Source organism: Clostridiales bacterium (assembly GCA_030016385.1).
Lineage (GTDB): Bacteria > Bacillota > Clostridia > Clostridiales > Oxobacteraceae > JASEJN01.
The window spans coordinates 1-26,885 of the sequence record JASEJN010000043.1 but is presented as its reverse complement, the minus strand read 5'-3'; the positions used below and the strand labels follow the sequence as shown (position 1 = coordinate 26,885).

Here is a 26,885-nt window from a genome sequence, read left to right as displayed (position 1 = left end):
GCATTTCGAACAGATCCATTCATTTTTTAGTTACAGTTTGCGGAAACTCAAGATAAATATAAGTTGCCAATAGCACTATTTGTGTGCTAAAATAAGTAATGTTTGAATTCAATTATTGTTGTAATGTGCCGAGGAGTGAAGGAGGTGTTTATATATGTCAAGAAGATGTGAAATATGCAATAAGGGGCTTAAGTTTGGAATTAAATACAGTCATTCCCACAGGAGATCGAACAGGACTTGGGCTCCAAATATTAAAAGAGTTAAAGCCATTGTAAATGGCACTCCAAAAACAATAAATGTTTGTACAAGATGCCTTCGCTCAGGCAAGGTGCAAAGGGCAATATAGTTTTATTGAACGAAAAAGGCTTTCAACTATTATTGAAGCCTTTTTTTATTTGCTGTTTCAGGATATTTCATGTTATGAAACCTTTATGAATTTTTTTATGATTTTCCCGAGGAATTTCGGAAGCTTGATTACTATTATTTTCATGGAAAAACGCCTCTCTTTTTAATAATTTCACCTTCTAAAGCAAAACCATCCGATACATATCAACCCAATGCTTGCGATCGCAAGCCATCCCCATAGAGGAAGTATTATAACCAGAAATATGCCGACTCCCAAAGAAATAAGTATTAAACCCAGCAGCCTTTTACCTCTGTAGTGTATTTTCACAGATCTGCCCCCTAAGGATTCTAACTTTAATATTATAATATTCATCGATATGGAAATTGTTAATAAAAAATGGACACCATCTGGAATAATACACTTTAAATAATTTATGTGTATAGGCCTATTAATCCTTCGATTTTATAATCAGCAGATATCCGGATTCGATTTTAACTTTCGCTTTTTCTGAAGTAAAGACATTTGATACCCCGATTGGGCTTCCCATCGCAATTGTTCGCCCGGAAAGCTTATATTTAAGCCCTTCCGTATATATTCCCCTTACATCACCGCCTACGGGGATTAGAGATAACGTATCGCCAATATCGCCGCATATTTCTGTTTTATCATTTATGACATATATCACATTTTTCTCATTTATTATCTTTGCTTCAATATTTGCCCCTGCAAGCTTTAAAAGCAAGAAAATATTAGCCAGCGTATGGTCGAGCCTTTCCCCGATGCCCCCCAAAATCGTTATGCTCTTGTATCCTCCATCAACAGCATAGTTTACAGCAAGTTCTGTATCTGTATAGTCTTTTTCTTTCGGGTATTTTATTATCTTGCAATTCAGGTTTTTAATTTTGTTTAGAATCTCACTATCGATAGAATCGAAATCACCGATCAGAACATCAGGTGTTATTCCACATCTTATGGCATATTCAGCCCCGCCGTCTGCACAAATGACGATATCTCCGGATTTCATGATCTCTCTTGCGGATTCAAATTCCTTTATCATACCATGCGATACTACAACAGCCCTCATAACATTACCCCGCAGTCCTGAATCTTTCTATTGTGCCCTTTATATCCTTCGATTTAAATATGGCCGAACCTGAAACTATGACATTTGCGCCTGCATTTATAACGCTTGATATATTGTCGCTGTTTATTCCTCCATCGACTTCTATATCCATTATCAATTTTTTCTCATCTATTATTTTTTTAAGAGAAGCAATCTTATTTATCATGGAATTTATAAAACTCTGGCCCCCGAATCCAGGGTTTACGGTCATCAAGAGTACCATATCGAGATCCTGCAGCACATAATCGAGAGTCGATAAGGAAGTGGCAGGATTAAGAGCTACCGCAGCCTTTACTCCATATTCCTTGATAAGCGAAATCGTTCGGCTAAGATGCATGCAAGTTTCAACATGCACGGATATTATATCGGCACCTGCTTTTACGAAATTCTCTATGTATCTTTCGGGTTCCATGATCATCAGATGTACATCGAATGGAAGCCTTGTCTTATCTTTTAATGAAGCTATTACACCAGGTCCTATTGTTATATTCGGCACGAAGTTCCCATCCATGACATCTATATGCAGAAGATCCGCACCTGCATTTTCCACCCTTTTTACATCAGCAGCAAGATTTGAAAAATCTGCCGATAATATTGAAGGGGCAATTCTTATCATTCACAGTTCCTCCTTATAAATAACCATTATACATTAGAATACTGTCCACTAATGTACGAATTTACACGGGTTATAGATAACTATTTAAAGTTCTTAATATTTTTCAGCTCATTAAATAAAGTTATATATGAATCATATCTTCGTTTATTGATCTTATTTTCTAAAACTGCATTTTTTACTGCACAGCCGGGTTCTGTCACATGCATGCAACCTGGATACTTGCATCCGCCTAAAAAGTCCAAAAATTCAGGAAACAGATATGCCAATTTCTCCTTCTTTATGGATTCTATATCTATTGAGCTGAATCCGGGAGTATCGGCCACGAAGCTTTTATCGGATATATTGATGAGCTCACAGTGCCTAGTCGTATGCCTACCCCTTTCAATCTTTCTGCTGATTTCACCTGTTTTAAGGTTTATACCCGGATCGAGCATATTTAAAATGGATGATTTCCCGACTCCTGAAGGGCCGGCGAGCACGGTTATTTTATTCTCAAGCTCCCTTTTTAACTCTTCCATACCTGTATTTTTAACAGTGCTAGTATATATAATCCTGTATCCGGCATCACTATAAGGTTCCAGTTGTTCCTCTATGGCATCGGCAGATATAATGTCAATCTTGTTGATGCAGATTATGGCATTTAGCTTATCATTTGCAACCGTTATCAGCAATTTATCAAGCAGAGCGAAATTAGGCTCTGGCTTTGCAGCAGCAAGCACTATTGCGACTTGATTTATATTAGCAACCGGCGGCCTTTTAAGTTCAGTAACCCTCGGATATATTTTATCGATTATAAAGCTGTCACCCTTTTGGGATATATCGACATAATCACCCACAAAAGGTACGATATGCTCATTTCTAAACTTACCCTTGGCTCTGCATTCGATTATCTTATCTTTAATTCTAACATAGTAAAAGCTGCTTATACCCTTTACTATTATACCATCAGGCATATAGTTCCTCCTTTGCAGCAGCTTTGATCTAACTCGATACGGGAATTTGATTTATAGTTATATCTATTTTGCTGCCCTCCGGAACAGATACATCCCTTGCGCTTTGTTTTATGACAATACCATTAGGTTTAGACAGATCAGTCTCTTTAGTGACATTCCCGACACTAAGCTTATTTTCTTTAAGTACCTTTTCTGCGTTATCCAAGGTATATCCGGAAAGATCGGGTACCGGCACAAGCTTTATCTCTGGACCGCTGCTTACATATAAATCCACTACAGTACCCTTTACGACTTCACTGTTGGCATCCGGCTTCTGGCTTACTATCTTTCCTTTATCGACATCGTTGCTGTTTATAGGGACGATATTCCCTGCTGCAAGTCCTGCCCCTTCTATCTGTGCAATGGCATCGGCCTGTGTCAGCCCTACAACAGGAGGAACGCTGACTTTCTCCTCCCCCTTGCTTACTCTAACCTTTACGGTATAACCGGCCTTAACAGGTGTTCCTGCTTCGGGATTCTCAAATATAACCGTGCCTTCGGGTTTCTCATCGTAATCCCGTCCTATAACCTCCATACCGAGATTGGCATTTTTAATCGTCTGCATGGCGGTATTTTCATCTTTGCCCATTACATCAGGCACCGGTATATCTTTATTCTGTATTTTCGATTTAGCCGTAAATATAAAAAGCACGGAAGCCGTGATAATCGTCAGCAGTATAATTATTGCCGCAGCCCAGCCTTTGTTTATCCTTTTTTTAGTCCTATGCTTTCCACTGTCAAATTTTTCCTTGTTATCATCATCGATATCATTATCGTTATCATCATCATTTTTATCATTTAAATATTCTTCTTTTACTGCAGGCATAACTCTCGTTATATCATTTAAACTGTCATGCTTGGATTGCATCTGCATATTCGGGTTAGACGAAGCTCTGTCAAGGTCCTTTATGACTGCCGATGCAGATTGATATCTCATAGCCGGACTTTTCTCAAGGCATTTCAGAATAATGTCCTCCAGAGCGGAAGGTATATCAGGGTTAATTTCAGAAGGCCTGGTAACCTGCTCCTGTATGTGCTTTAACGCCACTACGACAGGACTGTCGGCCATAAAAGGCACCCTGCCCGTAGCCAGTTCATACATAACCGTACCTAAAGAATAAATATCGGTTTTTTCATCTGTGTATCCGCCTCTTGCCTGCTCAGGTGAAATATAATACACTGATCCTATTATACTTCCAGTGTTCGTAAGGGTAGCGGAATTAGATGCCCTCGCAATCCCAAAATCGCCTACTTTTACGATGCCATCCTGAGTCATTAATATATTTTGAGGTTTTATATCCCTATGAATTATATTATTGCTATGGGCATGATCGAGAGCCAGGCACACTTGCCTGCTGATGTTTATCACCTCATAATAAGGCAGGGGCGCTCTTTCCCTTATAATATCTTTCAATGTTTTCCCTTTTACATATTCCATCACTATATAATAGATTCCATCTTCAAAACCCACATCATATATATTGACAATATTGGGATGGGATAGGCTTGCTGAAGACAACGATTCCTTTTTAAACCTTTTTATAAAATCTTCATCTTCCATAAGTTCAGGCTTTAATATTTTAATAGCAACAAATCTATTCAATAAATGGTCTTTAGCTTTATATACAAGCCCCATGCCGCCTTCGCCAATTTTTTCGATAATCTCATATCTGCTGTGCAATACCTTTCCGATCATTGTTTCACCTCGCTATCCGGGCTTGATTGTTTTGCAATTATCACGGTAATATTATCGCGTCCGCCAAGCTTATTGGCTAAGTCAACAAGTTCCCTGGCGCATTTATTTACATCGCTGTTTTTAATAAGCATTTGCTCTATTATTTTATCTTCTATCATATTTGATAATCCATCAGTACATAATAAAACAGTATCATCCATGGATATATGTATCTTCTGAATATCAACCTTTACATTTTCATCGGTACCTAAAGCCCTGGTAATTATATTTTTTTTAGGATGCCTTTGCGCCTCATCTTCGGTTATCATTCCGTCTCTTACCATTTCTGCGACTAATGAATGATCATTCGTCAGCTTATTTAGACTGTTGTCTTTTAAAATATATGCCCTGCTGTCACCTACATGAGCGATTATCATATCTTCACCATTTGTTATGGCCGCAACTATAGTGGTTCCCATACCGCTGTAATCTTTATTTTTTATCGATTCATCATAAATAACTTTATTGGCTTTTGCAATCGCATCATCTAAAATATGTATTACATCATCGGATTTAACATCATCTTCAATATGCTGGGTACAGTATTCCGATACAACTTTTACAGCGATATTGCTTGCAACTTCTCCGGCATTATATCCTCCCATTCCATCTGCCACCGCAAATAATTCAAGACCATTCTTCAACTTTTGATGACAAAAGCTGTCTTCATTTTCTTTTCTCAATTTACCTGCATCTGTTATGCATGCTGTTTTCAATCTTTCATTCAGCTCCCCCTGAAAAAATATCTTATTTTGCTTCAATCTGAGGAATTTAATTAAATATACTCTAATATTACAACTATACAAAAGATCTCAACTCATATTCTTTGATATATAATCTCTCCTTAACTGTCCGCATGCTGCATTTATGTCTGCACCCAGTTCCCTGCGTACGGTTACGCTTATACTGTTTTTTTCAAGGATCCTTTTAAATTCATCAATGTGCCTTGCATCTGACTTTCTGTAATTTCTTTCCTTTATTTCATTAATCGGTATCAAATTCACATGGCATAACATACCCTTTAGAAGCATTGACAATTCATATGCTTCTAAAGGGCCGTCATTTACGCCATCGATAAGGGAATATTCAAATGTTACTCTCCTTTTTGTCTTATCAGCGTATTCCCTGCAGGCATTTATAACATCATTTATATTATATTTATATGCCACAGGCATAATTCTTTTTCTTATCTCATCATTTGGAGCGTGAAGGGACACTGCAAGCGTTATTTGCAAGTTAAGGGACGCCAGCCTTATTATTTCCGGAACCAAGCCGCAGGTTGAAATGGTAATGTGCCTCATACCTATATTCAATCCCTTTTGGCAATTAACTATACTTAAAAATTTTATTACGTTTTCAAAATTGTTCAGAGGCTCACCGCTTCCCATCAAAACGATATGCGATATCCTGCGGCCGCAATCTCTGCCCATCTTGAGTATCTCATCAGCCATTTCACCCGGAGACAGATTTCTTACAAAGCCGCCTATGGTTGAAGCACAAAATCTGCAGCCCATTGCGCATCCTACCTGAGTTGAGATGCATGCGCTAAGCCCATAACCGTACTCCATAAGCACGCTCTCTATTATGTTTCCATCATCTGTTTTCAATAAATACTTTGAAGTCCCATCTATTTTAGATACATACTTTCGTACAATCGCCAGATTGCTTATACATGTATTTTCATTCAGCTTTTTTCTGAATGCCTCCGGCAGATTAGACATCTCATCGATTTTCTCAATACCCTTGTAAATCCATCTGAATATCTGTTCACCCCTGAATTTCTTTTCACCAAGTTTAACACATAAATTCCCTAACTCATCTACTGACATATTTTTTAAATTTAATTTATCAGATTCCATGTTACTCCATCCTTCGCAGTTTTGCAATAAAAAAACCATCTATACCGTCTGTATTCGGGTATATATTAATATAGCCTGATCTGCATGAAGGCTTTAATAATTTTTGAGGTACATCGTATGATATATCCTCCATACAAAAATTACTATTGCTTTTTAAAAAATTATCGATGATATCGATATTCTCGCTCTTCAATACCGTGCATGTGCTATAAACCAATATACCTTTCGGTTTCACATATTTCGAGGATGCACTGAGTATTAAGCTCTGCGTCCTCTCAATGCTCTCTATGTCCTTCATCGTCCTGTTCCATCTGATTTCAGGTTTTTTATTCATGATGCCAAATCCTGAACAAGGTGCATCGACAAGCACCCTGTCGGCTTTGCCGGCATAGTATCCATTGACACCCGATGCATCATTGCAAATTGTCTTTATTATATTTATACCCAATCTTTTTGCGTCCTTATCAATGAGTCCCAACTTATTGTATGCTATATCCCCTGAAATAACAGTACCTTTATTATCCATAAGCTCAGCCATATATGTCGATTTGGTCCCGGGCGCACTGCAAACATCCATTATAAATTCTCCTGAACGGGGCGAGAGAATTTTAACCGCAAGCATCGAACTCTCATCCTGTATAGTAAAAAGACCGTCTTTATATTGCCTTAATCCGCCTATGTTTGAAGGATTTTTAAATGTAAATGCATCCTTCATATATTTAGCATCTAGAACATCTATGTCATCATCCGCCAAAGACTTAAATATATTTTCCTTATTTGTCTTTAGGGTATTTACCCTCGCCGTCAAGGAAGGAACGTCATTGCTGCATTTTAAAAATTCCTCCGTAAATTCCATTCCATATTCCTCCGTAAGTTTTTTGACAATCCATTCTGGAAAAGAATACGCAACGGAAAGGTACTTTACACAATCCCTTCTTTTATCGGGTAAAACAACAGAGTCGTGCTTTCGCAGATAATTTCTGAGTACTGCATTGACAAATTTCGCAGCGCCCTCGTTTTCATACTTTTTAGCAAGCTTTACGCTTTCATTTACCGAAGCGAATTCAGGCACTTTATTCATAAAATCTATCTGATAGATACCCATCCTTAAAATATTCAGCGCATACAAGGATATATCATCTATTTTTTTATTTGATATATGATTTATGGCATTGTCGATTCTAAGTTTCCATTTTATCGTCCCATAAACAAGCTCTGTTATAAAAGCCTGATCGAGAGGCGAAAATTTCCGGCCAAGGTTTTTCAACAATAAATTGGAATAAGCATTTTTTCTAAATACATCCGTAATTATTATCAAAGCTTGTTCTCTTGCATTGTCAACTTTCTCTACCTTTTTCCCTCCCATATTTGAATAATCAGTCATTTCGTCTCCTGCCAAGGAATATCAGCCTCAGAAGCTGAGAGATGGCAACCAATGCAGCGGCAACATATGTCAGTGCTGCAGCCGAAAGCACTTTTTTCGCCGCACCAACTTCGCTTCCATACAATATGCCTTCGGATTCCAAAAGCTTAATGGCTCGGGAACTTGCATTGAATTCCACGGGCAGGGTTATTATCTGAAAAAGCACTGCCGCCGAGAACAAAATAATACCTAACTTTAACAAATATGGAATTCCTGTAATAAATGCAAGAAATATTAGTACCCATGAAACATTCGAACCGAAATTTGCAACGGGTACAAATGCATTCCTTAGAATCAAAGGCGCATATTTTACATTATCCTGGACAGCATGGCCGGTTTCATGAGCTGCGACTCCTATGGCCGCAACAGAACCGCTGTTGTAGACTGTCTGCGACAGCCTGAGTGTTTTTGACCTCGGATCATAATGATCGGTTAAACTTCCTGCAATCATCTCAACAGGTACGTCATTTAGCCCTGCTCTGTCCAAAAGGTACCTTGCCGTCTGTGAAGCGGTATAACCGCTGCCGCTCCTTACCCTTGAATACTTTTCAAAAGTCGATTTGATCTTTATTTGCGCATATAAGGCGATAAGCATTGCCGGAATCAATATAATAATTGTAGGATCATAAAAATAACTAAATGGCATAATTAATTACCTCCTCACCTGATGGTACATATTTTATCTTACTCCAAAACAGTCCCTGTATCTATATGGTGCCCCAATGTGTACGAATATGCATCGATTCTTTTGCCGTTTTTCGCCTGCACCTGCTTTATAAGTATCCCACCATATCCTGCATGTACATGTATCCCGCATTTATCTATTTTCCATATAGTCCCCGGGTCTTTAAATTCAGCTGATCCAAGCTCCAAATCTGTTTCCCATACCTTCAATTTCATGCCGTTTATGGTTGTAAATGCTGCGGGCCACGGATTAGTGCCCCTTACAAGATTTTTGATCTGAATCGATGAATTTTCCCACATTATCCTTCCAGTATCCTTTTTAAGCATCGGCGCATAAGTGGACTTCAGGCTGTCCTGAGGCTGCCTTTTTAATGTTCCGCCTTCTAAAGCCTTTAAAGTCTTAATAATCATCTCGGCGCCCATTATTTTAAGCCTGTCATACAGACTTCCCGCAGTTTCATTCTCTCCTATCAAAGTAGTCTGCTGCATAAGTATATCGCCTGTATCCAGTCCCGCATCCATAAACATCGTAGTAATACCTGTTTTATCCTCACCGTTTATAATAGCCCAGTTTATCGGCGCTGCGCCTCTAAGCTTCGGGAGAAGAGATGCATGGATATTTATACACCCATATTTCGGTATCGCTAAAACATCAGACGGCAATATCTGTCCGAATGCTGCAACAATTATAATATCAGGCTCCATCAGCTTTAGCTTCTCTTTAAACGCTGTATCCTTTCTTATGCTTACAGGCTGTTCGACAGGTATTTTATATTCCAGCGCCTTTTCCTTAACCGGCGACATTGCCAGCCTGTTTCCCCGTCCCTTTGGCTTATCGGGCTGTGTCACAACGCATGCTATATTATATTTTCCCCTTATCAAATATTCCAGGGGAGGTACTGCAAAATCAGGAGTACCCATAAAAACAACTTTCATAAAAACACTTCCTATTCAACAATCCTTATTGTTTTGTCAGTAAATAATATCCCGTCCAAATGATCAATTTCATGGCACAATACCCTTGCCAAAAGTGCAGAGCCGTTTATTTGAATACTTTCTCCCTTCTCGTTTAAAGCCTTCACGACGACGGATTGAGGCCTTTTTACCTCGCCGCGGACATCGGGAATGCTAAGGCACCCTTCAACATCCGTCTGTTCCCCTGAAGAACTTATTATCTCAGGATTCACAAGCTTAATAATCCCCTCTCCGGCATCCAGTACTATTACTCTCCTTAAAACGCCTACCTGGGGGCCTGCAAGCCCGACGCCATCTGCAGCATACATTGTCTCCGCCATGTCATCAAGCAGTATTTGTATTCTCTTATTGACCTTGTCAACCTTCTTGCTTTTCTTTCTCAATATCTCGTCATTAACTATTCTGATCTTTCTAATAGCCATTTTTTTCCTCCTTATGTTAAACTCACAGGATCGATATCTATGTTAATCCTTATAGAGTTTGTTCTCATAGCAAAATTATTTACTATCAGCTTAATCTGCTTTTTCAATTCATCGTCAAACGTGCCTTTTAATATGATCTGCCACCTATAGTACATATTTATTCTGGATATAGGCGCGGAAGAAGGGCCCAGGATTACGAATCTTTTTTCATCCATGCCGAACTTTTCATAAATAGTATATGCAATTTTTTTTATCATGAGTGCCGCATCTTTTTCATTTTTTGATGAAGCGACAATGTTGATAAGTTCGGAAAATGGGGGATAATTCAACGCTTTCCTTATCTTTATCTCTTTATTATAGAAACCTATAAAATCCTTATTTACCGCTGCCACTATGCTGTAGTGCTCAGGATTATATGTCTGGACTATGACCTTTCCGGGATCTTCCCCTCTTCCCGCCCTTCCTGCAACCTGGGTTATAAGAGTAAAAGATCTTTCGCTGGACCTGTAATCCGGTATATTCAGCGTTAGATCCGCAGCAATAATCCCAACCAACGATACACCCGGGAAATCCAAACCCTTCGATACCATCTGTGTTCCTATCAATATATCCGCCTCTCTATTTTTAAAGGCCCTGTACAATCTATCATGGGAACCTTTTTTCGTTGTCGTATCAAAATCCATCCGAAGCACCCTGGCTTCAGGAAAATATTTTTTAACCTCCGACTCTACTTTCTGAGTACCTATGCCGAAATATTTAATATATCTGCTTTTGCATGATGGACATATATCAGGAGGCCTCATGCTGTACCCGCAATAATGGCAGTTCAATATATTCCTGTCGATATGATAAGTCAATGAAACATCGCATCTCGGACATTTTATAACCATGCCGCATTTGCGGCATGAAACAAATGTAGAATATCCCCTTCTGTTTAAGAACAGTATAATCTGCTGCCCGTTATGCAGACTGTTTTTCATCTCCCTGAAAAGTTTTCTGCTGAATATAGTTTTATTCCCGGATTCAACTTCCAATCTCATATCGACGACTTCTATGACGGGAAGCTTTTTGTTGTCGACTCTTTTGGGCATCCTGCAGATAACATATTTACCGTGCTGAGCATCATAAAATGTATCGATGCTCGGGGTTGCAGACCCTAAAACCAACATTGCGTTTTCTATCTCACACCTTTTGTATGCGATTTCCCTCGCATTATATTTTGGAGTCATATCGGATTTATAGCTATCCTCCTGCTCCTCGTCGATAATGATAATGCCCAGATTGTCAAAAGGGGCAAATACGGCGGATCTTGCACCTACGACTACATCTACCTTCCCTTGTTTTATGCGTTTCCACTCGTCGTATTTTTCGCCTGCAGAAAGCCTGCTGTGTATTATGGCTACTTTTTCAAACCTTCCTTTGAATCTTTCGATAGTCTGAGGTGTCAGCGATATTTCCGGAACAAGTACGATGGCCTGTTTGCCATTTTTGATGATATCCTCTACAAGCCTCATGTATACTTCAGTTTTGCCGCTTCCTGTAACGCCATGTATCAGAAAATTCCTTGAAACGTGATTATAATATTCACCAAGTATCCTGTTTATAACATTTCTCTGGTCATCTGTCAATACAGGATATGCGTTTTTAGAAAACATGGAATCATCGTATGGATTCCTTCTGACCGGTATATCAACTTTATCTGCGATTCCTTTTCTGACCAGCGTATTTATGGTACTTGAACTTACCTTATAGCCATCTGTAAGTTCCCTCTCGGGAACAGTTTTATTCAGCCTGTTCAATAAATTTATCAGATCTACCTGCAATTTAACCCTTTTGCTTTTTTGCATTTCATGCAATAGCAAAGACAACTCTGGATCCTTGACTTTCAAACGGATGCCTTTTATATATTTTTCCTTTAATCCCTCTTTCATTATGCTCTCTAAAGCAACGATTCCGGCAGACTGGAGCTTACCTACAAGCCTTTTCTGCCTGTCGTCCAGTAAATCAAACAATATGCGGCCGCCCTTTTCTTTTATGCTCTTTACAATCTCAGCCTCATTGCTATTAAGGCTGAGGCTTTCAATATCCACATTATCCTTTAGTTTGACATATTTTTTCTCTTTCATCGAAGCTTCATGCGGCAGTATGCATTTCAGGCATTCAATAATGGGACAAATGTATTTCCGGCTCATCCATTTCGCCAGCATAAGCTGCCTTTCATTAAAAATATCGTTAAATTGAGGTATGTAATTTACCTCTTTTAACTTGCAAAGGTCTACACTAGATCTATCCTTTATATTTATAATATATCCCTCTTTTGCTCTTCCGGCAAAAGGCACTACGACTCTCATGCCTGTTTTCAATTCATCGTTCATTTTTTCCGGTATAACATAATCAAAAGTACCAAATCCCTTTGGGTCGTTTATAAAACAATCTACGGCAACTTCCGCATATTTAGGCATAATAGTCACTCCAATACGATTAACTTACATCTTCAATAATTAAATTAAAGCGTACCGAATCATCAGTGTATATTCAGATGATTCAATACACCATGAAATTACAGTACGTTTATTTTTAAATATCCGCCAAAGCGGGATCAAGTTTTATAAATTTTATACATTACAACTTATTTCACTTATTTGCGGAAATCCGCTTGATATTATCGAGTATTTTATCCGCTAATTCACGCTTGCTCATGCGCGGCAAATCCTCTGTTCTATCGCGGCTTATGATGCATGCCTTGTTGTATTCCGAATTAAAACCGGTATCCACGGAAGAAATATCATTTGCAACTATAAAATCGAGATTTTTTTCTTCAAGTTTTTCTTTGGCATTCTCTATGATGTTTTGGCTTTCTGCTGCAAATCCTACAAGTATTTTATCGCCCTTTATTTTCCCAAGCTCATTTAATATGTCGATATTTTTTGTCAGCTTCAAAACAAGTTCGCCCTTATTTTTCTTGATTTTTTGTTTGGAATATTCCAAAGGTCTGTAATCAGCAGGTGCGGCAGCCTTTATAACGGCATCACAATTTTTATAATTCTCCATCACGGAAGAATACATATCTTCATTCGTCTTAATGTGAATAATATCTATATTTCTTGGTTCCTTGATATGCACTGGCCCTGTAATCAGCAGAACCTCTGCCCCACGGTCCCTTGCACATTCTGCTATGGCATACCCCATTCTCCCTGAAGAGCGATTTGTTATATACCTCACAGGATCTATGGGTTCTATCGTAGGACCCGCTGTGACAAGCACCCGTGAGCCTTTAAAATCTTTTTTCTTAACAATAAGCGTGCCTATTTCATCCAGAATATCATCAACATCCGCAAGCTTGCCCTTGCCGACATCCCCGCATGCCAGCCTGCCCACTGCAGGTTCTACAAAATGATATCCGTATTCCCTCAGCTTTTTAATATTGGACTGCACTATCAAGTTTTCATACATTTTGGTGTTCATCGCCGGCGCAAATAAAACCTGCGCTTTCGTGGCCATTATCGTAGTTGTGAGCATATCATCCGCAATGCCACATGCGACTTTGCCGATAATGTCGGCAGTTGCAGGTATTACAACAAATATATCAGCCTTTTTGGCGAGAGATATATGGCTTATCTCCCATGTTTTTGGCTGTTCAAACATATCTACAACAACCGGATTTAAAGATAGAGACTGGAAACTTAACGGAGTCACAAATTTTGTTGCGGCTTTTGTCATTATAACATCTATATTGAACTCAAGCTTCTTTAATGCGCTGACCAGCTCAAGCCCTTTATAAGCTGCTATTCCGCCACATATCCCTATAACGATATTGATACCGTTTGCCATAACATCATTCCTCTTTTTTATCTGCTTTCACACTTTCATACGTGATTTTTCCTTCATTTATTTCATGTATTGCAATCGTAACAGGTTTTGTAGAATCAAAGTCCGTAAGTTTCTTTTCACCTGATATAAGCTGCCTTGCCCTCTTTGCAGTTACAACAGCAAGAGCATACCTGTTATCTACTTTTTTTAATAAAGATAAAATTGGCGGATTAATCATAGAATCGTTCATGCAAAAGTCCCTCCTTAGTCCTCAAAAAATTATCCTTATATCTGTCTATGCGGCATTTTTCAGCAATAATAATGCTTTCAAGCTTTTTGACAGAATTTTCAATTGTATCATTTACAACAACATAATTATACTTCGATATATAATTTATTTCCATATATGCGGCTTTAAACCTTTTGAGAAAAGATTCTTCCGTTTCGGAGCCTCTCTTTTTTATCCTGTTTCTAAGTTCCTCCATAGACGGAGGCAGTATGAAGATAAAAACGCCCTTATCATAAATTTCTTTTACCTTTAAAGCACCCTGTATGTCGATCTCCAGTATCACATCCTTGCCCTTGGATATAATATCTTCCACATATTTTCTCGGAGTACCGTAATAATTATCATATACCCTGGCGTATTCGAGGAATTCATTATTATTTATCATCTTTTCAAAAGTCTGTCTATCCCTGAAGAAATAATTGACTCCATCGATCTCGCCTTTTCTCGGGGTTCTTGTAGTCATCGATATGGACAGGCTGAGTCCCTTGTTTTTCTCCAATAGCGCCTTGCATAACGTACCCTTTCCAGCACCTGACGGTCCAGATATTACTATTAATAGACCTCTTTCAATCATTTGAATATCCCCTATTCCTCATCCTCTAAGTCTAATGAATCTTTTGAAGACAACCTGTGCGCAACGGTTTCAGGCTGTACGGCCGAGAGAATTATATGGTCGCTGTCTGTTATTATAACCGCTCTTGTCCTTCTTCCATATGTTGCATCTATAAGCAGGCCCTTATCTCTTGCTTCCTGTATTATCCTCTTTATAGGGGCGGATTCGGGGCTTACGATTGCGATAAGTCTGTTTGCTGATACGATATTTCCAAAACCAATATTAATCAATTTAACTCCCATAATGGCACCTCTCTCCTATTCAATATTTTGTATTTGTTCCCTTATTTTTTCAATTTCGCTTTTCGCTTCCACGATATAATTTGTGATTTCCAGATCGCTTGCTTTTGAACCTATGGTATTGATTTCCCTGTTGATCTCCTGAACCAGAAAATCAAGCTTCCGTCCGACAGGTTCATTTTCTGAAATGATAGTCTGCAGTTGATCAAGATGGCTGTACAATCTTACGATCTCTTCGGTTATGCTGCTTCTATCGGCAAATAGTGCGACCTCCATCGCTAACCTTGTTTGGTCCACGCATACATCACCCATTATTTCTTTTATTCTTTCCGCCAGTTTATCTTTGTATTCCTGGACAACTACAGGAGATCTCGCTTCTATCTTCTTGACTATGCTTCTTACATACTTACCCCTTTCAAGTATATCGCCTGATATCTTTTTCCCTTCTGTTTCCCTCATAGCGATCAGTTCATCCAAAGAAATATGTATGGCATTTTTCAATGTATTCCATACATCTTCCTTATCTTCTTCAGCTTTTGATATATTTAATATGTCAGGTAGTTTTGATATAACCGAAACAGTGATATCGTCTTCTAATTTATATCTATCCCTGAGTTCGTATAAAGCTTTTATGTAGGCGGAAGTTACCGCATCGTCTATACTTACCGAAATATCTTCTTCTCTAAACTTATCCTGAGTAATAAAAATGTCGACTTTTCCCCTTGAAATATATTGTAGCACATATTTTCTTACTTCATCTTCAAGATAGCTTAACTGCCTGGGAAGTTTTATAGATATATCGGCATATCTATGGTTTACGGTCCGAATTTCAACGGTAAAACTGCGACCGTTTTCCTCATATGAACCTCTTCCGAATCCTGTCATGCTTTTAACCATATTATTCATCCTTCCAATATTATAACATGCTTTCAAAAAACAATATTTAATTCCTTATAATTATATGAAAATAAAGCCTTATTTTCAAGCATATATTAATATATTTCAATAAAAAATACAAATTAAGCTCATTTTCAATTTAAAATAAGGCAATATTTAAGTAAGATATTGATTTTTAAACAATAAATATGCATTGCGAAATCTTTCTTCAGTTTCTGCCAAAACATGAACAAAAATTCTTGATTTTCAAAGACCGCGAACCTCGAAACTTGTCAAATGAACTTTCAAGAATCTACACCATCATCATGGGCGGATATTTTATATTTTATAATGGTAATTATTCTTCATATTTTTTTTATTATGTATTTTTAATTGCAGAGAATAAAAAAGGTGTGGAAGTTTTTTCCGCACCTATTCCTTATAACTTTCTTTGACAGCCGATATCACTTTGCTTATCCATTCGCTGTCAAACGGCTGATATGTCACTGAGCAATTCTCATTCGCAGGATCCTTGCTGCCTTTTAGCTTGATATCCACCTTTCCATCGCTGTTTTTACCTGCTGACACGCTAAACACAACTGAAGGTACATAGCCATCCTTATAAATCACAACCGTATATTCGTTAAGATCCTTCTTGACGGGATATTCGTCGGCCATGTTTCCTATTATTCCAGGCTTTAATACAGCTTTTCCGCTCTTATCAGTCTTTGTCTTGATGCCAAGTTCCGGTATTGTGACAAACGCGCCTTCCAAGGATTTCGAATTGGCATCCTTTACGCCCACTCCTATTTTATATTCGCCATTGCCGGCATTTTCTCCGTTTATTTCCTTGCAATGGGCTACAAGCTCCTTCACCCATAGATCATGGGGATACTGAACATCGATAGTATATTTACCCTTATCTTTATCTGTTGACTTAGACATTTGTATGTTCACATTATTGGCACTGTATCCGGCATATACAGGCTTGTTGAATAAGATATAATCCTTATATCCATCCTTTGATACTATAACTGTCGCAGAACCTGATGGAGCCTTTTTATATAAAGTATCGCCGTATTTTTTATATAAGTCCTTGTTTATCTTTAAAGAAATTTCCGGTGACTGTCCCTTGTCATTTGTCTTGAAGTAGTCATCCATACCGACAATAATAACATTTGCGTCGCTTACCGGTTTTTGAGAAGATTTATCTTTTACTGTAATCAGTATTTTCCCTTCCTCATCGTTTTCCAGCTGTATATTTGTGGAGTCTGTATTTTTGGTACATCCGCTAAAACCTGCACAAATGCCGATAGCTAAAGCTACTAATAATATTTTAGAGACAAACTTCAAATTTGTTCCTCCTTCAAAGAAATTACCTTGTGGTATAATATTATTCCTTCTTTATCTATATATTCCAATTTTAATCAACAAAAAGAGGACAAATATTCAAAAAGTAATCGCCTTTAAAAACAGTTAAAGCAGGGCCTGTCATATAAATATTATTGCTGCTCTTATCCCATTCCAGAAAAAGATCCCCGCCAGGGACATGGGCTATTGCTGCATTTTGCGTTTTTTCGTTAATCACACACGCCGCCAGGGATGCACATGCTCCTGTGCCGCAGGCAAGAGTCAATCCTGCTCCCCTTTCCCATGTTTTCATATAAAATTCATTTCCGTTTTTTACAAGGACAAAATTCACGTTTGTTTTTTCAGGGAAGATATCGTAATTTTCAACCATAGGGCCTATTTTCTTTATATACCTATCTTCAGGAAGACTTGAAACAAATATAACGGTATGGGGAACACCGGTTGATAACGATGTGATATTGAATGAATATGAATCTATTTTAACAGGTTCGTTCAATATTATATTTTTATTAAAAACAGCAGGTATATTTTTGGTTTCAAACCTCGGAGTACCCATATTGACTTTTGCTTTAGCCACATTTCCATTTTCAAGAATCAACTGAACTTCCTTTAATCCATCCAATGTGCCTATTTTTACTGTTGTTTTATCGGTAAGATGCCTGTCATATATATATTTTGCAAAACATCTCACGCCGTTTCCGCACATCTCAGCCAAAGAACCGTCTGAATTATATATAAACATGAAAGCATCTGCATCATCGCATTTGCTTGCGATCAATAATCCATCCGCTCCGACGCCAAAATGCCTGTCACATAATTTTTTTGCCATTTGAGAATAATATTTTTTATATTTGCATTCAAAATCTTCAATAACGATAAAATCGTTGCCTGTACCCTGCATCTTGGTAAAAATCATATAAATCACCCCTTTAAAATATGCTCCAAATGCCTTAAAATGAAATCATAAAGTTTTATTATTTATTATGAATTTCAATCCGTAATTCAAGATTATGTTATTTTGAACACTCATTCGTCAGATTCAAGTTTTGTAAGTTCTAAGGCCAGCAACTTTGAGAATCCAAGAGCTTTTGAAACTCGCCTACGCTCAGACAATCAAAAGCTCTAAGGATTCTTATCAAAAGCTCTAAGGATTCTTTTGCGGCAGCAAGGCCAAGAACTTATCAAAACTCTCATAATGCTCATTTGTTGCTCAAAATAACATAATCCTATTTATGCCTGATTTCAAATTACGAATTACAAATTTATTATAACATATGGATTTATTCTGGAGGAATCAAAATGCCAATTGACGGAGTAGTCACAAGGAACATCGCAAGTGAACTTAAAAGCACCCTTACAGGCGGCAAAATAGATAAAGTATCACAGCCTGAAACAGACGAGGTTATATTAAGCATCAGGAATAAGAATGAAAATTTCAGGCTTCTTTTGTCTGCGAGCCCTAATTATCCGAGAGTTCACCTTACAAATACAAATAAACGAAACCCCATAAACGCACCTATGTTTTGCATGGTGTTAAGAAAGCATATAATAAGCGGTAAAATTATAAATATAGAACAGTTCAATTTAGACAGGATTATTAAGATCTATATAGAGTGCTATGATGATCTCGGAATTTTATCGAATAAAATTCTTACTTGCGAAATAATGGGCAGACACAGCAATATCATATTGATAGATGAAAAAAGCAATACCGTTGTAGACAGTATAAAACATATAACGTCCGATATGAGCAGTTTCAGGCAGATTATGCCTGGAATCGCCTATAAGTATCCTCCCAAGCAGGATAAGATAAATCCCCTTGAATTTAACTGCGATGACCTGATGGAAAGGATCAGCAAAAACACTCAGGATTTAAAAACCGAGAAATTCATTGCAAATAATATAGAAGGAATAAGTATTTTTGCATCCAGGGAAATAATAAACAATGCCGGAATCGGAAGCGGATTTTCTATTTTAAATCTATCGGGGGAAAAAACGGATGCTTTAATGGATTCCGTAAAAGCTTTTATTCAAAAAATAATAGATAAAAGCTTTGAGCCTTGCATTTATTATGATGACTCTCATGCCACCGACTTTTATTCATTCAGGCTTCGCTATCTGGGTAATTTTAAGTCAGATTCATACAAAAGTATTTCGGAAACAATTGAAAAGTTCTTTTATAATAAGGATAAAGCCGATAGAATCAAGCAAAAATCAGCAGACATATTAAGAGTCGTCAACAACAATTTAAACAGGTGCCTCAAAAAGCTTTCCATACAAAAAGAAAAGCTTCTCCAATGCAGCAGCAAGGACAAATGGAAAATAAATGCCGACCTCATAATGTCAAATTTATACAGCATAAAAAAAGGAGACAATAATATAAAAGCACTGAATTATTTTGATGAGAAAGGAAGCTTTATCGATATACCCCTTGATATCATGCTGACGCCTGTACAAAATGCCCAAAAATATTATAAAATATACAATAAATATAAAAATGCGGAGAAAGCCGTCAAAGTGCAGGAAGAAGAAAACTTAAACGAAATAGAATACTTTGAAAACCAGCTTATCAATCTGCAAAATTGTACTGAAGATGATGAAATAGAAGAAATAAGAAATGAGCTTGTTTCACAGGGCTATATAAAGAAAAGGAAAAAGACTGCATCGAGAAAAAGAACCCAGTCAAAACCTCTTCATTTTGTTTCGGAAAGCGGTACGGATATCTATGTCGGTAAAAATAACGTTCAGAACGATTTCCTGACATTCAAGCTTTCAAACCCCTCCGACATATGGATGCACACTAAAAATATACCGGGATCCCATGTTATAATCAGGACTTCAAACAAAGCAGTCGATCAAAAAGTTATTATTGAAGCTGCAAGCTTGGCGGCCTTTTACAGTAAAGCCAAAAATTCATCAAATGTACCGGTTGATTATACGGAAAGGAAAAACGTTAAAAAACCTTCCGGTGCAAAACCCGGCATGGTAATTTACTATACGAACAAAACAATATATATAACACCGGATGATAACGTTATAAGCAATATGAAAAGAATAGAATAGCTATAGGAGAGGAATATTCTCCTCCTATAGCTCATTTATTACAACTTCATTATAACCGTCAACTTCGGATAAATTGACACATACTATTTCGCTTTTAGATGTCGGTACATTTTTACCCACATAATCCGCCCTTATAGGGAGTTCCCTATGCCCTCTGTCTATAAGTATCGCCAGCTGGATGGATTTTGGCCTTGCGATATGTATCAATGCATCCATTGCGGCCCGTACCGTTCTTCCCGTATATAATACATCGTCCACAAGTATAAGTACCTTATCTTTTATGTCAAAGTCTATACTTGTACTGTTTACAACGGGCTGGTCATGCAATGAGCTTAAATCATCCCTGTATAGGGTGATATCAAGTATGCCTACATTTAATCTTACATTCTCAATTTTATATATTTCATCGGAAATTCTTTTTGCAAGAGGTACCCCTCTTCTTTTTATGCCTATTAAAGCAACATCCTGTACCCCCTTATTTCTTTCGATAATTTCATGGGAAATCCTTATTAAGGCTCTCGTTATGCCCTTCTCATCCATTATCTTGGCTTTCTCAATCAAATCAATCATCTCTTTCTATAAAGTTCTATCCTAAGGGTGTATATTTTATATTTGTACGTCCCATATTCTAATGACTCCTCTGAAAATGTATTTATCATGCAATACTTCTTAAATAGTCGATTAAATCCTTGAAATACTCGGGAAGCGGAGCTTTAAACTCCATATATTTGCCGCTTGACGGGTGTATGAATCCAATCAATGCAGCATGTAATGCCTGTCCTTTAAGGTTAAAGTTTTGATTTTTGTATCCATATAAGGGATCACCAAGTAAGGGATGGCCTATGTGGGACATATGTACCCTTATTTGATGCGTCCTGCCGGTTTCAAGCCTTACCTCTATAAGCGTCTCATTTTTAAATCTTTCCATGACTTTGAAATGAGTTATGGCAGGTTTCCCTCCCGGAACAACATCCATCTTCAACCTATCTTTATGGCTTCTTCCAATTGCTCCTTCAATTGTACCCGAATCCACCCTTATTATACCTTCAACGATGGCTATGTATTTTCTGTTTACCGTATGATTTTTTATCTGCTCTGCAAGTATTCTGTGAGCTCTGTCATTTTTTGCAACCAACAATGCTCCGCTTGTATCCTTATCTATCCTGTGCACTATGCCCGGCCTCAATACGCCGTTTATTCCTGATAGGTTTGTACAATGTTTAAGCAAGGCATTTACAAGTGTTCCCGAATAATTGCCTGCCGCAGGATGGACAACCATCCCCTGTGGTTTGTTAACAACTATGACATCTTCATCTTCATACAGTATATCCAGCTTTATATCTTCGGCTTTTACATCTAATTTTACAGGTTCAGGTATATCTATCAGTATCACATCATTGATTTTTAATCTATAATCCGGCTTTATACTTTTATTATTAACCAATATTTGCCGATTTTCAATCAATTTTTTTATATAACTTCTCGATAATTCAGCAATATTTTTGGATATATATGTATCAACCCTTTCACCATCGGCTCTCGATATCAACTTTTTATGCTCCATATTTAGTCCTCTTTTATCAAACATTTTTAGTTTCCAAAAATACAATAAACAATATATAGAAAAAACCCAGTATCACTGCAAAATCTGCAAAATTGAATACAGGATAAATATCAAAATCTATAAAATAAACAACATATCCTGATCTTATTTTATCTATAAGGTTAGAGATAACCCCAGATATTACCAGTGTTATGCCTATTTTAAAATTTATATTTATTATAGTGCTCCTGCACACATAAATCGCTATGAACAATACCACAATTAATATAATAAGCGACGCAAACCTGCCATTCAACACCATCCTCTTATCGCTTAGGATGTTAGCCGCTGTTTCGGTACCTTGAAAATATGTCAAATAAAAAAAATTATTTATGACCGGTACTGTATTTTGAGGCTGAAGATATATATATGCCAAATACTTTGTTACCTGATCGATTATTACAATTAAAGCTGTAATTATTAAAAACATCTGATCTAATGCCTCCACTTAAATTATATATATATTTCTAAAATACAACAAGCATCGAATCTCCAATGGGTTTTATGGCTCAAAAATCTTAAGTGGGCCTACCTTGTGACTTAGAAGCCACAGATATCAGCCCACAAACTAATAAGCTATATCGGATATCAGACATTCCTAAAGCTGCCTTTTATACTGTTCATTGCTTATCTTATCTGTTTTTTCAACTACTCCCTGCATGTTTTCATCCTCATCATCATCCTGAAGCATATAATTAATTGAATTATAGCTTTCAAGTTCCTGCCATGTATCCTCTCCGTCATATCCCGTATAATCTTCTTCGCTCATGCCGTTTTTACTAAATGGATATCCGGATACTTCCTCCTCTACAGGCCTATCTTTACTATAAGTCTTATAGTTTTGCTTTTTTGTTTTTTCACAGTCTATGCACAGGTTTGCATACGGCACCGCATTCAATCTCTCTTTCTCAATTTCCCTGCCACAGATTTCGCATATTCCGTACTTTCCGTTATTTATCCTTTCAAGGGCGTCCTCAATCCTCTTAAAGTAATTCATCTCATTTGCCTTGAGCGCTCTGTTTTTTTCTGCCTCAAATGTCTCGCTGGCGATATCGGCAGGATGGTTGTCGTAGGATGATAATTCCGATATTCCATCTCTCAATGAATCTCCGACGCCAAGGTTTTCATCTATGCGTTTGATCTTTCTTTCAATATCCGCTTTTTCATCTTCCAGCCTTTTTTTAAAGTACTCAATATCTTTACGATCCATAGTATTCCTCCATTCAGTCTAATTTATAGAATTTATCTGAAATCGCTATATCGCACTTTGAATCATCTTAAATCCCAATTCATATATTGATTTGTATTCTTCTGGGCGTTTTTTACTCAGATTCTAGCTTTATATATTCTCAAAAATAATTTCTCCATTTATTTATTTTTTAACCATAATAATAATGCATATTAAAAAAAGCCCTTTCAGGCTTTTTTTAATATGCATTATTATCGCTGTCTACAACATTATTCGTTTTTGAAGCTTCTTTGGCATCATCGGCAGTGCTGTCCGAGCTTTCATCTTCTTCATCATCTATCTCACTCAATATATCAAGCTGAGTCTGAATGAAGTTTTTATATTTCGATTTAAACAGTTGAAACTCCTTTTTTACCTTCTCATACTCACTGGTTATCCTCACAACTTCGGTATGCGCCTGATCAATAATCCTCTGAGCGGTATCATTTGCATTTTTTATTATGAGCTCAGCTTCCTTCTGTGAATTGGATTTGGCTTGATCAGCTGCTCCCTGGGCAAGAACAAGTGTATTTTGCAATGTCATTTCGATTTTAGAATAATGTTCTATCTTTTCAGAGAGAGTTGCCATTTTTTCCCTTAAAGCGCCATTTTCCTTAAACAGCTTCTCATAATCTTCAACCACCTGTTCGAGAAAATCATCAACATCATCTATATCATAGCCTCTAAATGACTTTTTGAATTCCTTATTGTTTATATCCATAGGAGTTATTCCCATAAAAACACCTCCATCAAATTACTTTCTTAATTAATATATTGATTCTCCCCTTTTTAGTAGTTCCCAGAACTTTATACAGTATAATTCTTCCCCTGCCTCTTAAAGATATAGTATCCCCTTCCTGCACTATAAAATGAGGCTCCTCTGTAACTTCCCAATTGACTTTTACATTTCCATTTAAAATTTCATTCGATATACTTCGTCTTGATTCACCAAAACCGCTGGAGAGCACCGAGTCTAAACGCAATGAAGCGACATTCGACATTACATCCTTATATTCATACTCCCTGCTTTTAATATCCTTAAAATCTATGTATTCAGCTTTAACCGGCGTATGCTTTATCTTCGTCATATTTGTAAGTACATAATAACTTATATCTTTATAAACGACAATAAAGCATCTATTATCATTGAAGAAAATATCCCCTACCTTTTCACGTTTTATTCCCAGGCTCATTATAGCTCCAAGCACATCCCTATGGCCGATCTTCTCAAATTTGGTATTATACGATATGCAAATTGCATCTAAAGGCAGTTTGATCTCCTCAAAGCTTGCATAGTCAGGATAAACAGCGATTATATTCCTTTCACAGTTTTCGATGCCGGACGAGATTGTGTATTTTATGCCGTCAAACTGCTCAATTATTTTTTCGGCCATTTTTATCTGTGCCGGATCTAAAAACTGCGTATACTTTACATCGCGATTTTTCCTGGCCTGCTCTATAGTGTCGATGATTTTTGAAGCAAATTCCTTATCCTCAGGCGAATTAAAGTATTTGATTATACCGGTTCTTTTATCCAATTAATATGCCCACGCCTATTTAGCAGTCCAGTTGAATATGCCCTTGCTTGAAAGTTCCTCTTTCAGATCCGATGTAACATCGACATTGCTTGGGGTCAAAAGAAGTATTCCACAGGACACCTGCTGCACATCACCGTCAAGCGCATAGGCAGCACCGCTTGCAAAATCTACAAATCTTTGTGCCAATTTCTGGTCAAGGTTTTTTAGATTTGCTATAACAATCTTTCTGTTTTTGAGGCAATCGCAAAGATTCGTTATTTCATCATATGCTGCAGGCTCTATGATAACAATCTTTGCATTTTGGTTTGAATGTATACTTAAAACCCTGTTTTTTTTACTATTTTGTATTACCTCTATCTCTTCATCTTCATCTCTGTTTTCTGCCTCGCCATCTATCTCCCTTTCGCTGTCTTCATCACCCATTCCAAAAATATCAAGCACTTTATTGACAAAACCATTACTCATTTTATAACCTCCCTTGTTTATCCTATTTTTTTGAGTAATCCCTTGGACCAAAGATCCCCGTACCTATCCTGATCATATTTGAGCCTTCTTCGACTGCAATCTCAAAATCGCCCGTCATACCCATCGATAGATATTTCATTTCGACATTTTTAATACTCAAGTCCTTCAATTCATCAAAAATTTTCTTCATTTCCTTGAAATACGGTCTTACTTCCTCTTTATTGGCAAGTGCCGGTGCTACTGTCATCAAGCCTTTGACTCTTATGTTCTCATATTTTGGCGCTTCTTTTATAAAGTTTAAAATATCCGAAGGGTCTATTCCATATTTTGTACTTTCCCTTCCTATATTTATTTCAATAAGTATATCGATTACTTTATCGATATCTTTACATCTTTTGTTTATTTCATTCATAAGTTTCAAGCTGTCCACAGATTGTATCATCGATACTTTATCTATAATATGCTTCACCTTATTAGTTTGAAGGTGCCCTATCATATGCCACTCTGCCATGTTGCCTATATGCCGATATTTTTCTGTCATTTCCTGCACCTTGTTCTCGCCAATCGATTTTATGTTGCATTTCAAAGCTTCCAGTATCCTATTTATGTCAACTGTTTTGGTAACTGCAATAAGTTTTATTTCATTGCTGCTGCGATTTGACTTTTCACAGGCTCGATTAACTTTCTCTAATATTGTGTCTATATTCTCTTTAATTGTCATGCATCTATTGCCTCCCGATAAATATGTATAATTCAAATAAAGGCACCGGCAATTTTCATATACGCATTAAAAAAGTTATATTTTCCCTGCTTGTAATTTACTATTCTCTATAAAATTCTATATTCCTTCATTTTTTTATTCTTTAATAATATTTTTTGCTATTTTTTTCAATTATTTTAATCCTTTACGGCGTCGGCTGTTCAAAGCATATTTTTTTTAAACAAATAAAAAAAATGAGCCTTACTTCAGGCTCCCATTCTTTTGACTGCCCAATCTCTGGCTAATTATATTCTGAATTATGGATTTGACCTGATCCTTTGTAACGTTCTGTATATTAAGACCCTCCGATATTATCGCATCTTCAACTTCTTCAAATGTGAACTCAGCATAATCAGCTTTTTTCTGGAACTTGTATGGATTATTGTTTGTCGCATATGATACGTTTCTTATCTCACAGTTTATGCGCTCATCCTCTGTCATATCGGCCATCTGCTCATATGCTATTCTGTTTAATATATCGTTTACCCAGTTTTTTACTTCCAAACGTTTTTTTATTATATCAAGATTCAAGGCAATCATCTCCTTTGTACCATATATTTCTATACATGTTATTGTATTCCTTCTAATTAATTATATTAATCGTACTTCAATTTATCCCTAATTAATAGAAAATTCTACATATTATATCTATTTCATGTTAAGCTAAAAATATACTTACATTTTGTTTCATGAATATTATTCTAAAGTCCATCCCCCTCAATAAGTATTCTATACATTGTGCTTCAAAATATACATGCACTTGCAGCAATGCAGCAACTTCGATTCGCAATATGAAATCAGGCATAAATTGGATTATGTTATTTTGAGCAACGAATGAGCATTATGAAAGTTTTG

General features: G+C 37.1%; 30 protein-coding genes. 2 read left to right on the top strand and 28 right to left on the bottom strand.

Annotated features, from left to right (window positions below):
- Positions 1-154: 154 nt before the first annotated feature.
- Positions 155-346: a 50S ribosomal protein L28 gene (gene rpmB, locus QME45_10505; protein MDI6619087.1), complete on the top strand. Its 192-nt coding sequence runs from the start codon at positions 155-157 to the stop codon at positions 344-346.
- Positions 347-517: 171 nt separating this feature from the next.
- On the opposite strand, the gene QME45_10500 is transcribed toward rpmB, so the two are convergent.
- From QME45_10500 to dapF, 19 genes are all read right to left on the bottom strand, one after another.
- On the bottom strand, positions 518-673 hold the full coding sequence (locus QME45_10500; GenBank protein MDI6619086.1) for a hypothetical protein: 156 nt from the start codon (positions 671-673) through the stop codon (positions 518-520).
- A gap of 121 nt (positions 674-794) precedes the next feature.
- Positions 795-1,430: a thiamine diphosphokinase gene (locus QME45_10495; protein MDI6619085.1), complete on the bottom strand. Its 636-nt coding sequence runs from the start codon at positions 1,428-1,430 to the stop codon at positions 795-797.
- Between the two features lie 4 nt (positions 1,431-1,434).
- Complete coding sequence (gene rpe, locus QME45_10490) at positions 1,435-2,085, bottom strand: ribulose-phosphate 3-epimerase (GenBank protein ID MDI6619084.1); 651 nt, start codon at positions 2,083-2,085, stop codon at positions 1,435-1,437.
- A gap of 80 nt (positions 2,086-2,165) precedes the next feature.
- The gene (rsgA, locus tag QME45_10485; protein MDI6619083.1) at positions 2,166-3,038 is read right to left on the bottom strand and encodes a ribosome small subunit-dependent GTPase A; all 873 of its coding nucleotides are present in this window, start codon (positions 3,036-3,038) and stop codon (positions 2,166-2,168) included.
- 28 nt (positions 3,039-3,066) lie between these two features.
- On the bottom strand, positions 3,067-4,773 hold the full coding sequence (gene pknB, locus QME45_10480) for a Stk1 family PASTA domain-containing Ser/Thr kinase (protein MDI6619082.1): 1,707 nt from the start codon (positions 4,771-4,773) through the stop codon (positions 3,067-3,069).
- On the bottom strand, positions 4,770-5,528 hold the full coding sequence (locus QME45_10475; protein ID MDI6619081.1) for a Stp1/IreP family PP2C-type Ser/Thr phosphatase: 759 nt from the start codon (positions 5,526-5,528) through the stop codon (positions 4,770-4,772). Before QME45_10475 ends, pknB begins: the two co-directional genes overlap by 4 nt.
- A 96-nt stretch (positions 5,529-5,624) precedes the next feature.
- On the bottom strand, positions 5,625-6,671 hold the full coding sequence (rlmN, locus tag QME45_10470; protein MDI6619080.1) for a 23S rRNA (adenine(2503)-C(2))-methyltransferase RlmN: 1,047 nt from the start codon (positions 6,669-6,671) through the stop codon (positions 5,625-5,627).
- A gap of 1 nt (position 6,672) precedes the next feature.
- Complete coding sequence (gene rsmB / locus QME45_10465) at positions 6,673-8,055, bottom strand: 16S rRNA (cytosine(967)-C(5))-methyltransferase RsmB (protein ID MDI6619079.1); 1,383 nt, start codon at positions 8,053-8,055, stop codon at positions 6,673-6,675.
- Complete coding sequence (locus QME45_10460) at positions 8,048-8,740, bottom strand: zinc metallopeptidase (protein ID MDI6619078.1); 693 nt, start codon at positions 8,738-8,740, stop codon at positions 8,048-8,050. Before QME45_10460 ends, rsmB begins: the two co-directional genes overlap by 8 nt.
- A gap of 38 nt (positions 8,741-8,778) precedes the next feature.
- Positions 8,779-9,714, bottom strand: coding sequence for a methionyl-tRNA formyltransferase (gene fmt / locus QME45_10455; GenBank protein ID MDI6619077.1), 936 nt, complete (start codon positions 9,712-9,714; stop codon positions 8,779-8,781).
- 11 nt (positions 9,715-9,725) lie between these two features.
- Entirely contained in the window at positions 9,726-10,175 is a 450-nt protein-coding gene (def, locus tag QME45_10450; GenBank protein ID MDI6619076.1) for a peptide deformylase, read from the bottom strand.
- Positions 10,176-10,186: 11 nt separating this feature from the next.
- The gene (gene priA / locus QME45_10445; GenBank protein ID MDI6619075.1) at positions 10,187-12,637 is read right to left on the bottom strand and encodes a primosomal protein N'; all 2,451 of its coding nucleotides are present in this window, start codon (positions 12,635-12,637) and stop codon (positions 10,187-10,189) included.
- A 172-nt stretch (positions 12,638-12,809) separates the two neighbouring features.
- Positions 12,810-14,006: a bifunctional phosphopantothenoylcysteine decarboxylase/phosphopantothenate--cysteine ligase CoaBC gene (gene coaBC, locus QME45_10440; GenBank protein MDI6619074.1), complete on the bottom strand. Its 1,197-nt coding sequence runs from the start codon at positions 14,004-14,006 to the stop codon at positions 12,810-12,812.
- 4 nt (positions 14,007-14,010) lie between these two features.
- A complete protein-coding gene (gene rpoZ, locus QME45_10435; GenBank protein MDI6619073.1) occupies positions 14,011-14,235 on the bottom strand; it encodes a DNA-directed RNA polymerase subunit omega in 225 nt (74 codons plus the stop codon).
- Positions 14,216-14,848 carry a guanylate kinase gene (gmk, locus tag QME45_10430; GenBank protein MDI6619072.1) on the bottom strand — a complete coding sequence of 211 codons (633 nt, stop codon included), beginning with the start codon at positions 14,846-14,848 and terminating at the stop codon, positions 14,216-14,218. The genes rpoZ and gmk overlap by 20 nt, the downstream gene beginning before the upstream one ends.
- A gap of 11 nt (positions 14,849-14,859) precedes the next feature.
- Complete coding sequence (locus QME45_10425) at positions 14,860-15,129, bottom strand: DUF370 domain-containing protein (GenBank protein MDI6619071.1); 270 nt, start codon at positions 15,127-15,129, stop codon at positions 14,860-14,862.
- A gap of 15 nt (positions 15,130-15,144) precedes the next feature.
- Complete coding sequence (locus QME45_10420) at positions 15,145-16,023, bottom strand: YicC/YloC family endoribonuclease (GenBank protein ID MDI6619070.1); 879 nt, start codon at positions 16,021-16,023, stop codon at positions 15,145-15,147.
- Between the two features lie 411 nt (positions 16,024-16,434).
- On the bottom strand, positions 16,435-17,355 hold the full coding sequence (locus tag QME45_10415) for a carboxypeptidase-like regulatory domain-containing protein (protein ID MDI6619069.1): 921 nt from the start codon (positions 17,353-17,355) through the stop codon (positions 16,435-16,437).
- 70 nt (positions 17,356-17,425) lie between these two features.
- Positions 17,426-18,289 carry a diaminopimelate epimerase gene (gene dapF / locus QME45_10410; GenBank protein ID MDI6619068.1) on the bottom strand — a complete coding sequence of 288 codons (864 nt, stop codon included), beginning with the start codon at positions 18,287-18,289 and terminating at the stop codon, positions 17,426-17,428.
- Positions 18,290-18,672: 383 nt separating this feature from the next.
- On the opposite strand from dapF, the gene QME45_10405 reads away from it, so the two are divergent.
- Complete coding sequence (locus QME45_10405) at positions 18,673-20,436, top strand: NFACT RNA binding domain-containing protein (protein ID MDI6619067.1); 1,764 nt, start codon at positions 18,673-18,675, stop codon at positions 20,434-20,436.
- Between the two features lie 24 nt (positions 20,437-20,460).
- Here the strand turns inward: QME45_10405 and pyrR are convergent, their stop codons facing one another.
- From pyrR to QME45_10360, 9 genes are all read right to left on the bottom strand, one after another.
- Positions 20,461-20,997 carry a bifunctional pyr operon transcriptional regulator/uracil phosphoribosyltransferase PyrR gene (gene pyrR, locus QME45_10400; protein ID MDI6619066.1) on the bottom strand — a complete coding sequence of 179 codons (537 nt, stop codon included), beginning with the start codon at positions 20,995-20,997 and terminating at the stop codon, positions 20,461-20,463.
- Positions 20,998-21,091: 94 nt separating this feature from the next.
- Entirely contained in the window at positions 21,092-22,000 is a 909-nt protein-coding gene (locus QME45_10395) for an RluA family pseudouridine synthase (protein ID MDI6619065.1), read from the bottom strand.
- Between the two features lie 16 nt (positions 22,001-22,016).
- Complete coding sequence (locus QME45_10390) at positions 22,017-22,469, bottom strand: signal peptidase II (protein ID MDI6619064.1); 453 nt, start codon at positions 22,467-22,469, stop codon at positions 22,017-22,019.
- 168 nt (positions 22,470-22,637) lie between these two features.
- Entirely contained in the window at positions 22,638-23,249 is a 612-nt protein-coding gene (locus QME45_10385) for a TraR/DksA C4-type zinc finger protein (GenBank protein MDI6619063.1), read from the bottom strand.
- 217 nt (positions 23,250-23,466) lie between these two features.
- Positions 23,467-24,003: a DivIVA domain-containing protein gene (locus QME45_10380; protein MDI6619062.1), complete on the bottom strand. Its 537-nt coding sequence runs from the start codon at positions 24,001-24,003 to the stop codon at positions 23,467-23,469.
- A 13-nt stretch (positions 24,004-24,016) separates the two neighbouring features.
- Positions 24,017-24,805 (bottom strand): YlmH/Sll1252 family protein, encoded by a 789-nt coding sequence (locus QME45_10375; protein MDI6619061.1) that lies wholly within the window; start codon positions 24,803-24,805, stop codon positions 24,017-24,019.
- A 15-nt stretch (positions 24,806-24,820) separates the two neighbouring features.
- A complete protein-coding gene (gene sepF, locus QME45_10370) occupies positions 24,821-25,270 on the bottom strand; it encodes a cell division protein SepF (GenBank protein MDI6619060.1) in 450 nt (149 codons plus the stop codon).
- A gap of 22 nt (positions 25,271-25,292) precedes the next feature.
- Positions 25,293-25,991 carry a YggS family pyridoxal phosphate-dependent enzyme gene (locus QME45_10365; protein MDI6619059.1) on the bottom strand — a complete coding sequence of 233 codons (699 nt, stop codon included), beginning with the start codon at positions 25,989-25,991 and terminating at the stop codon, positions 25,293-25,295.
- Positions 25,992-26,231: 240 nt separating this feature from the next.
- Entirely contained in the window at positions 26,232-26,561 is a 330-nt protein-coding gene (locus QME45_10360) for a hypothetical protein (protein MDI6619058.1), read from the bottom strand.
- Positions 26,562-26,885: the final 324 nt, after the last annotated feature.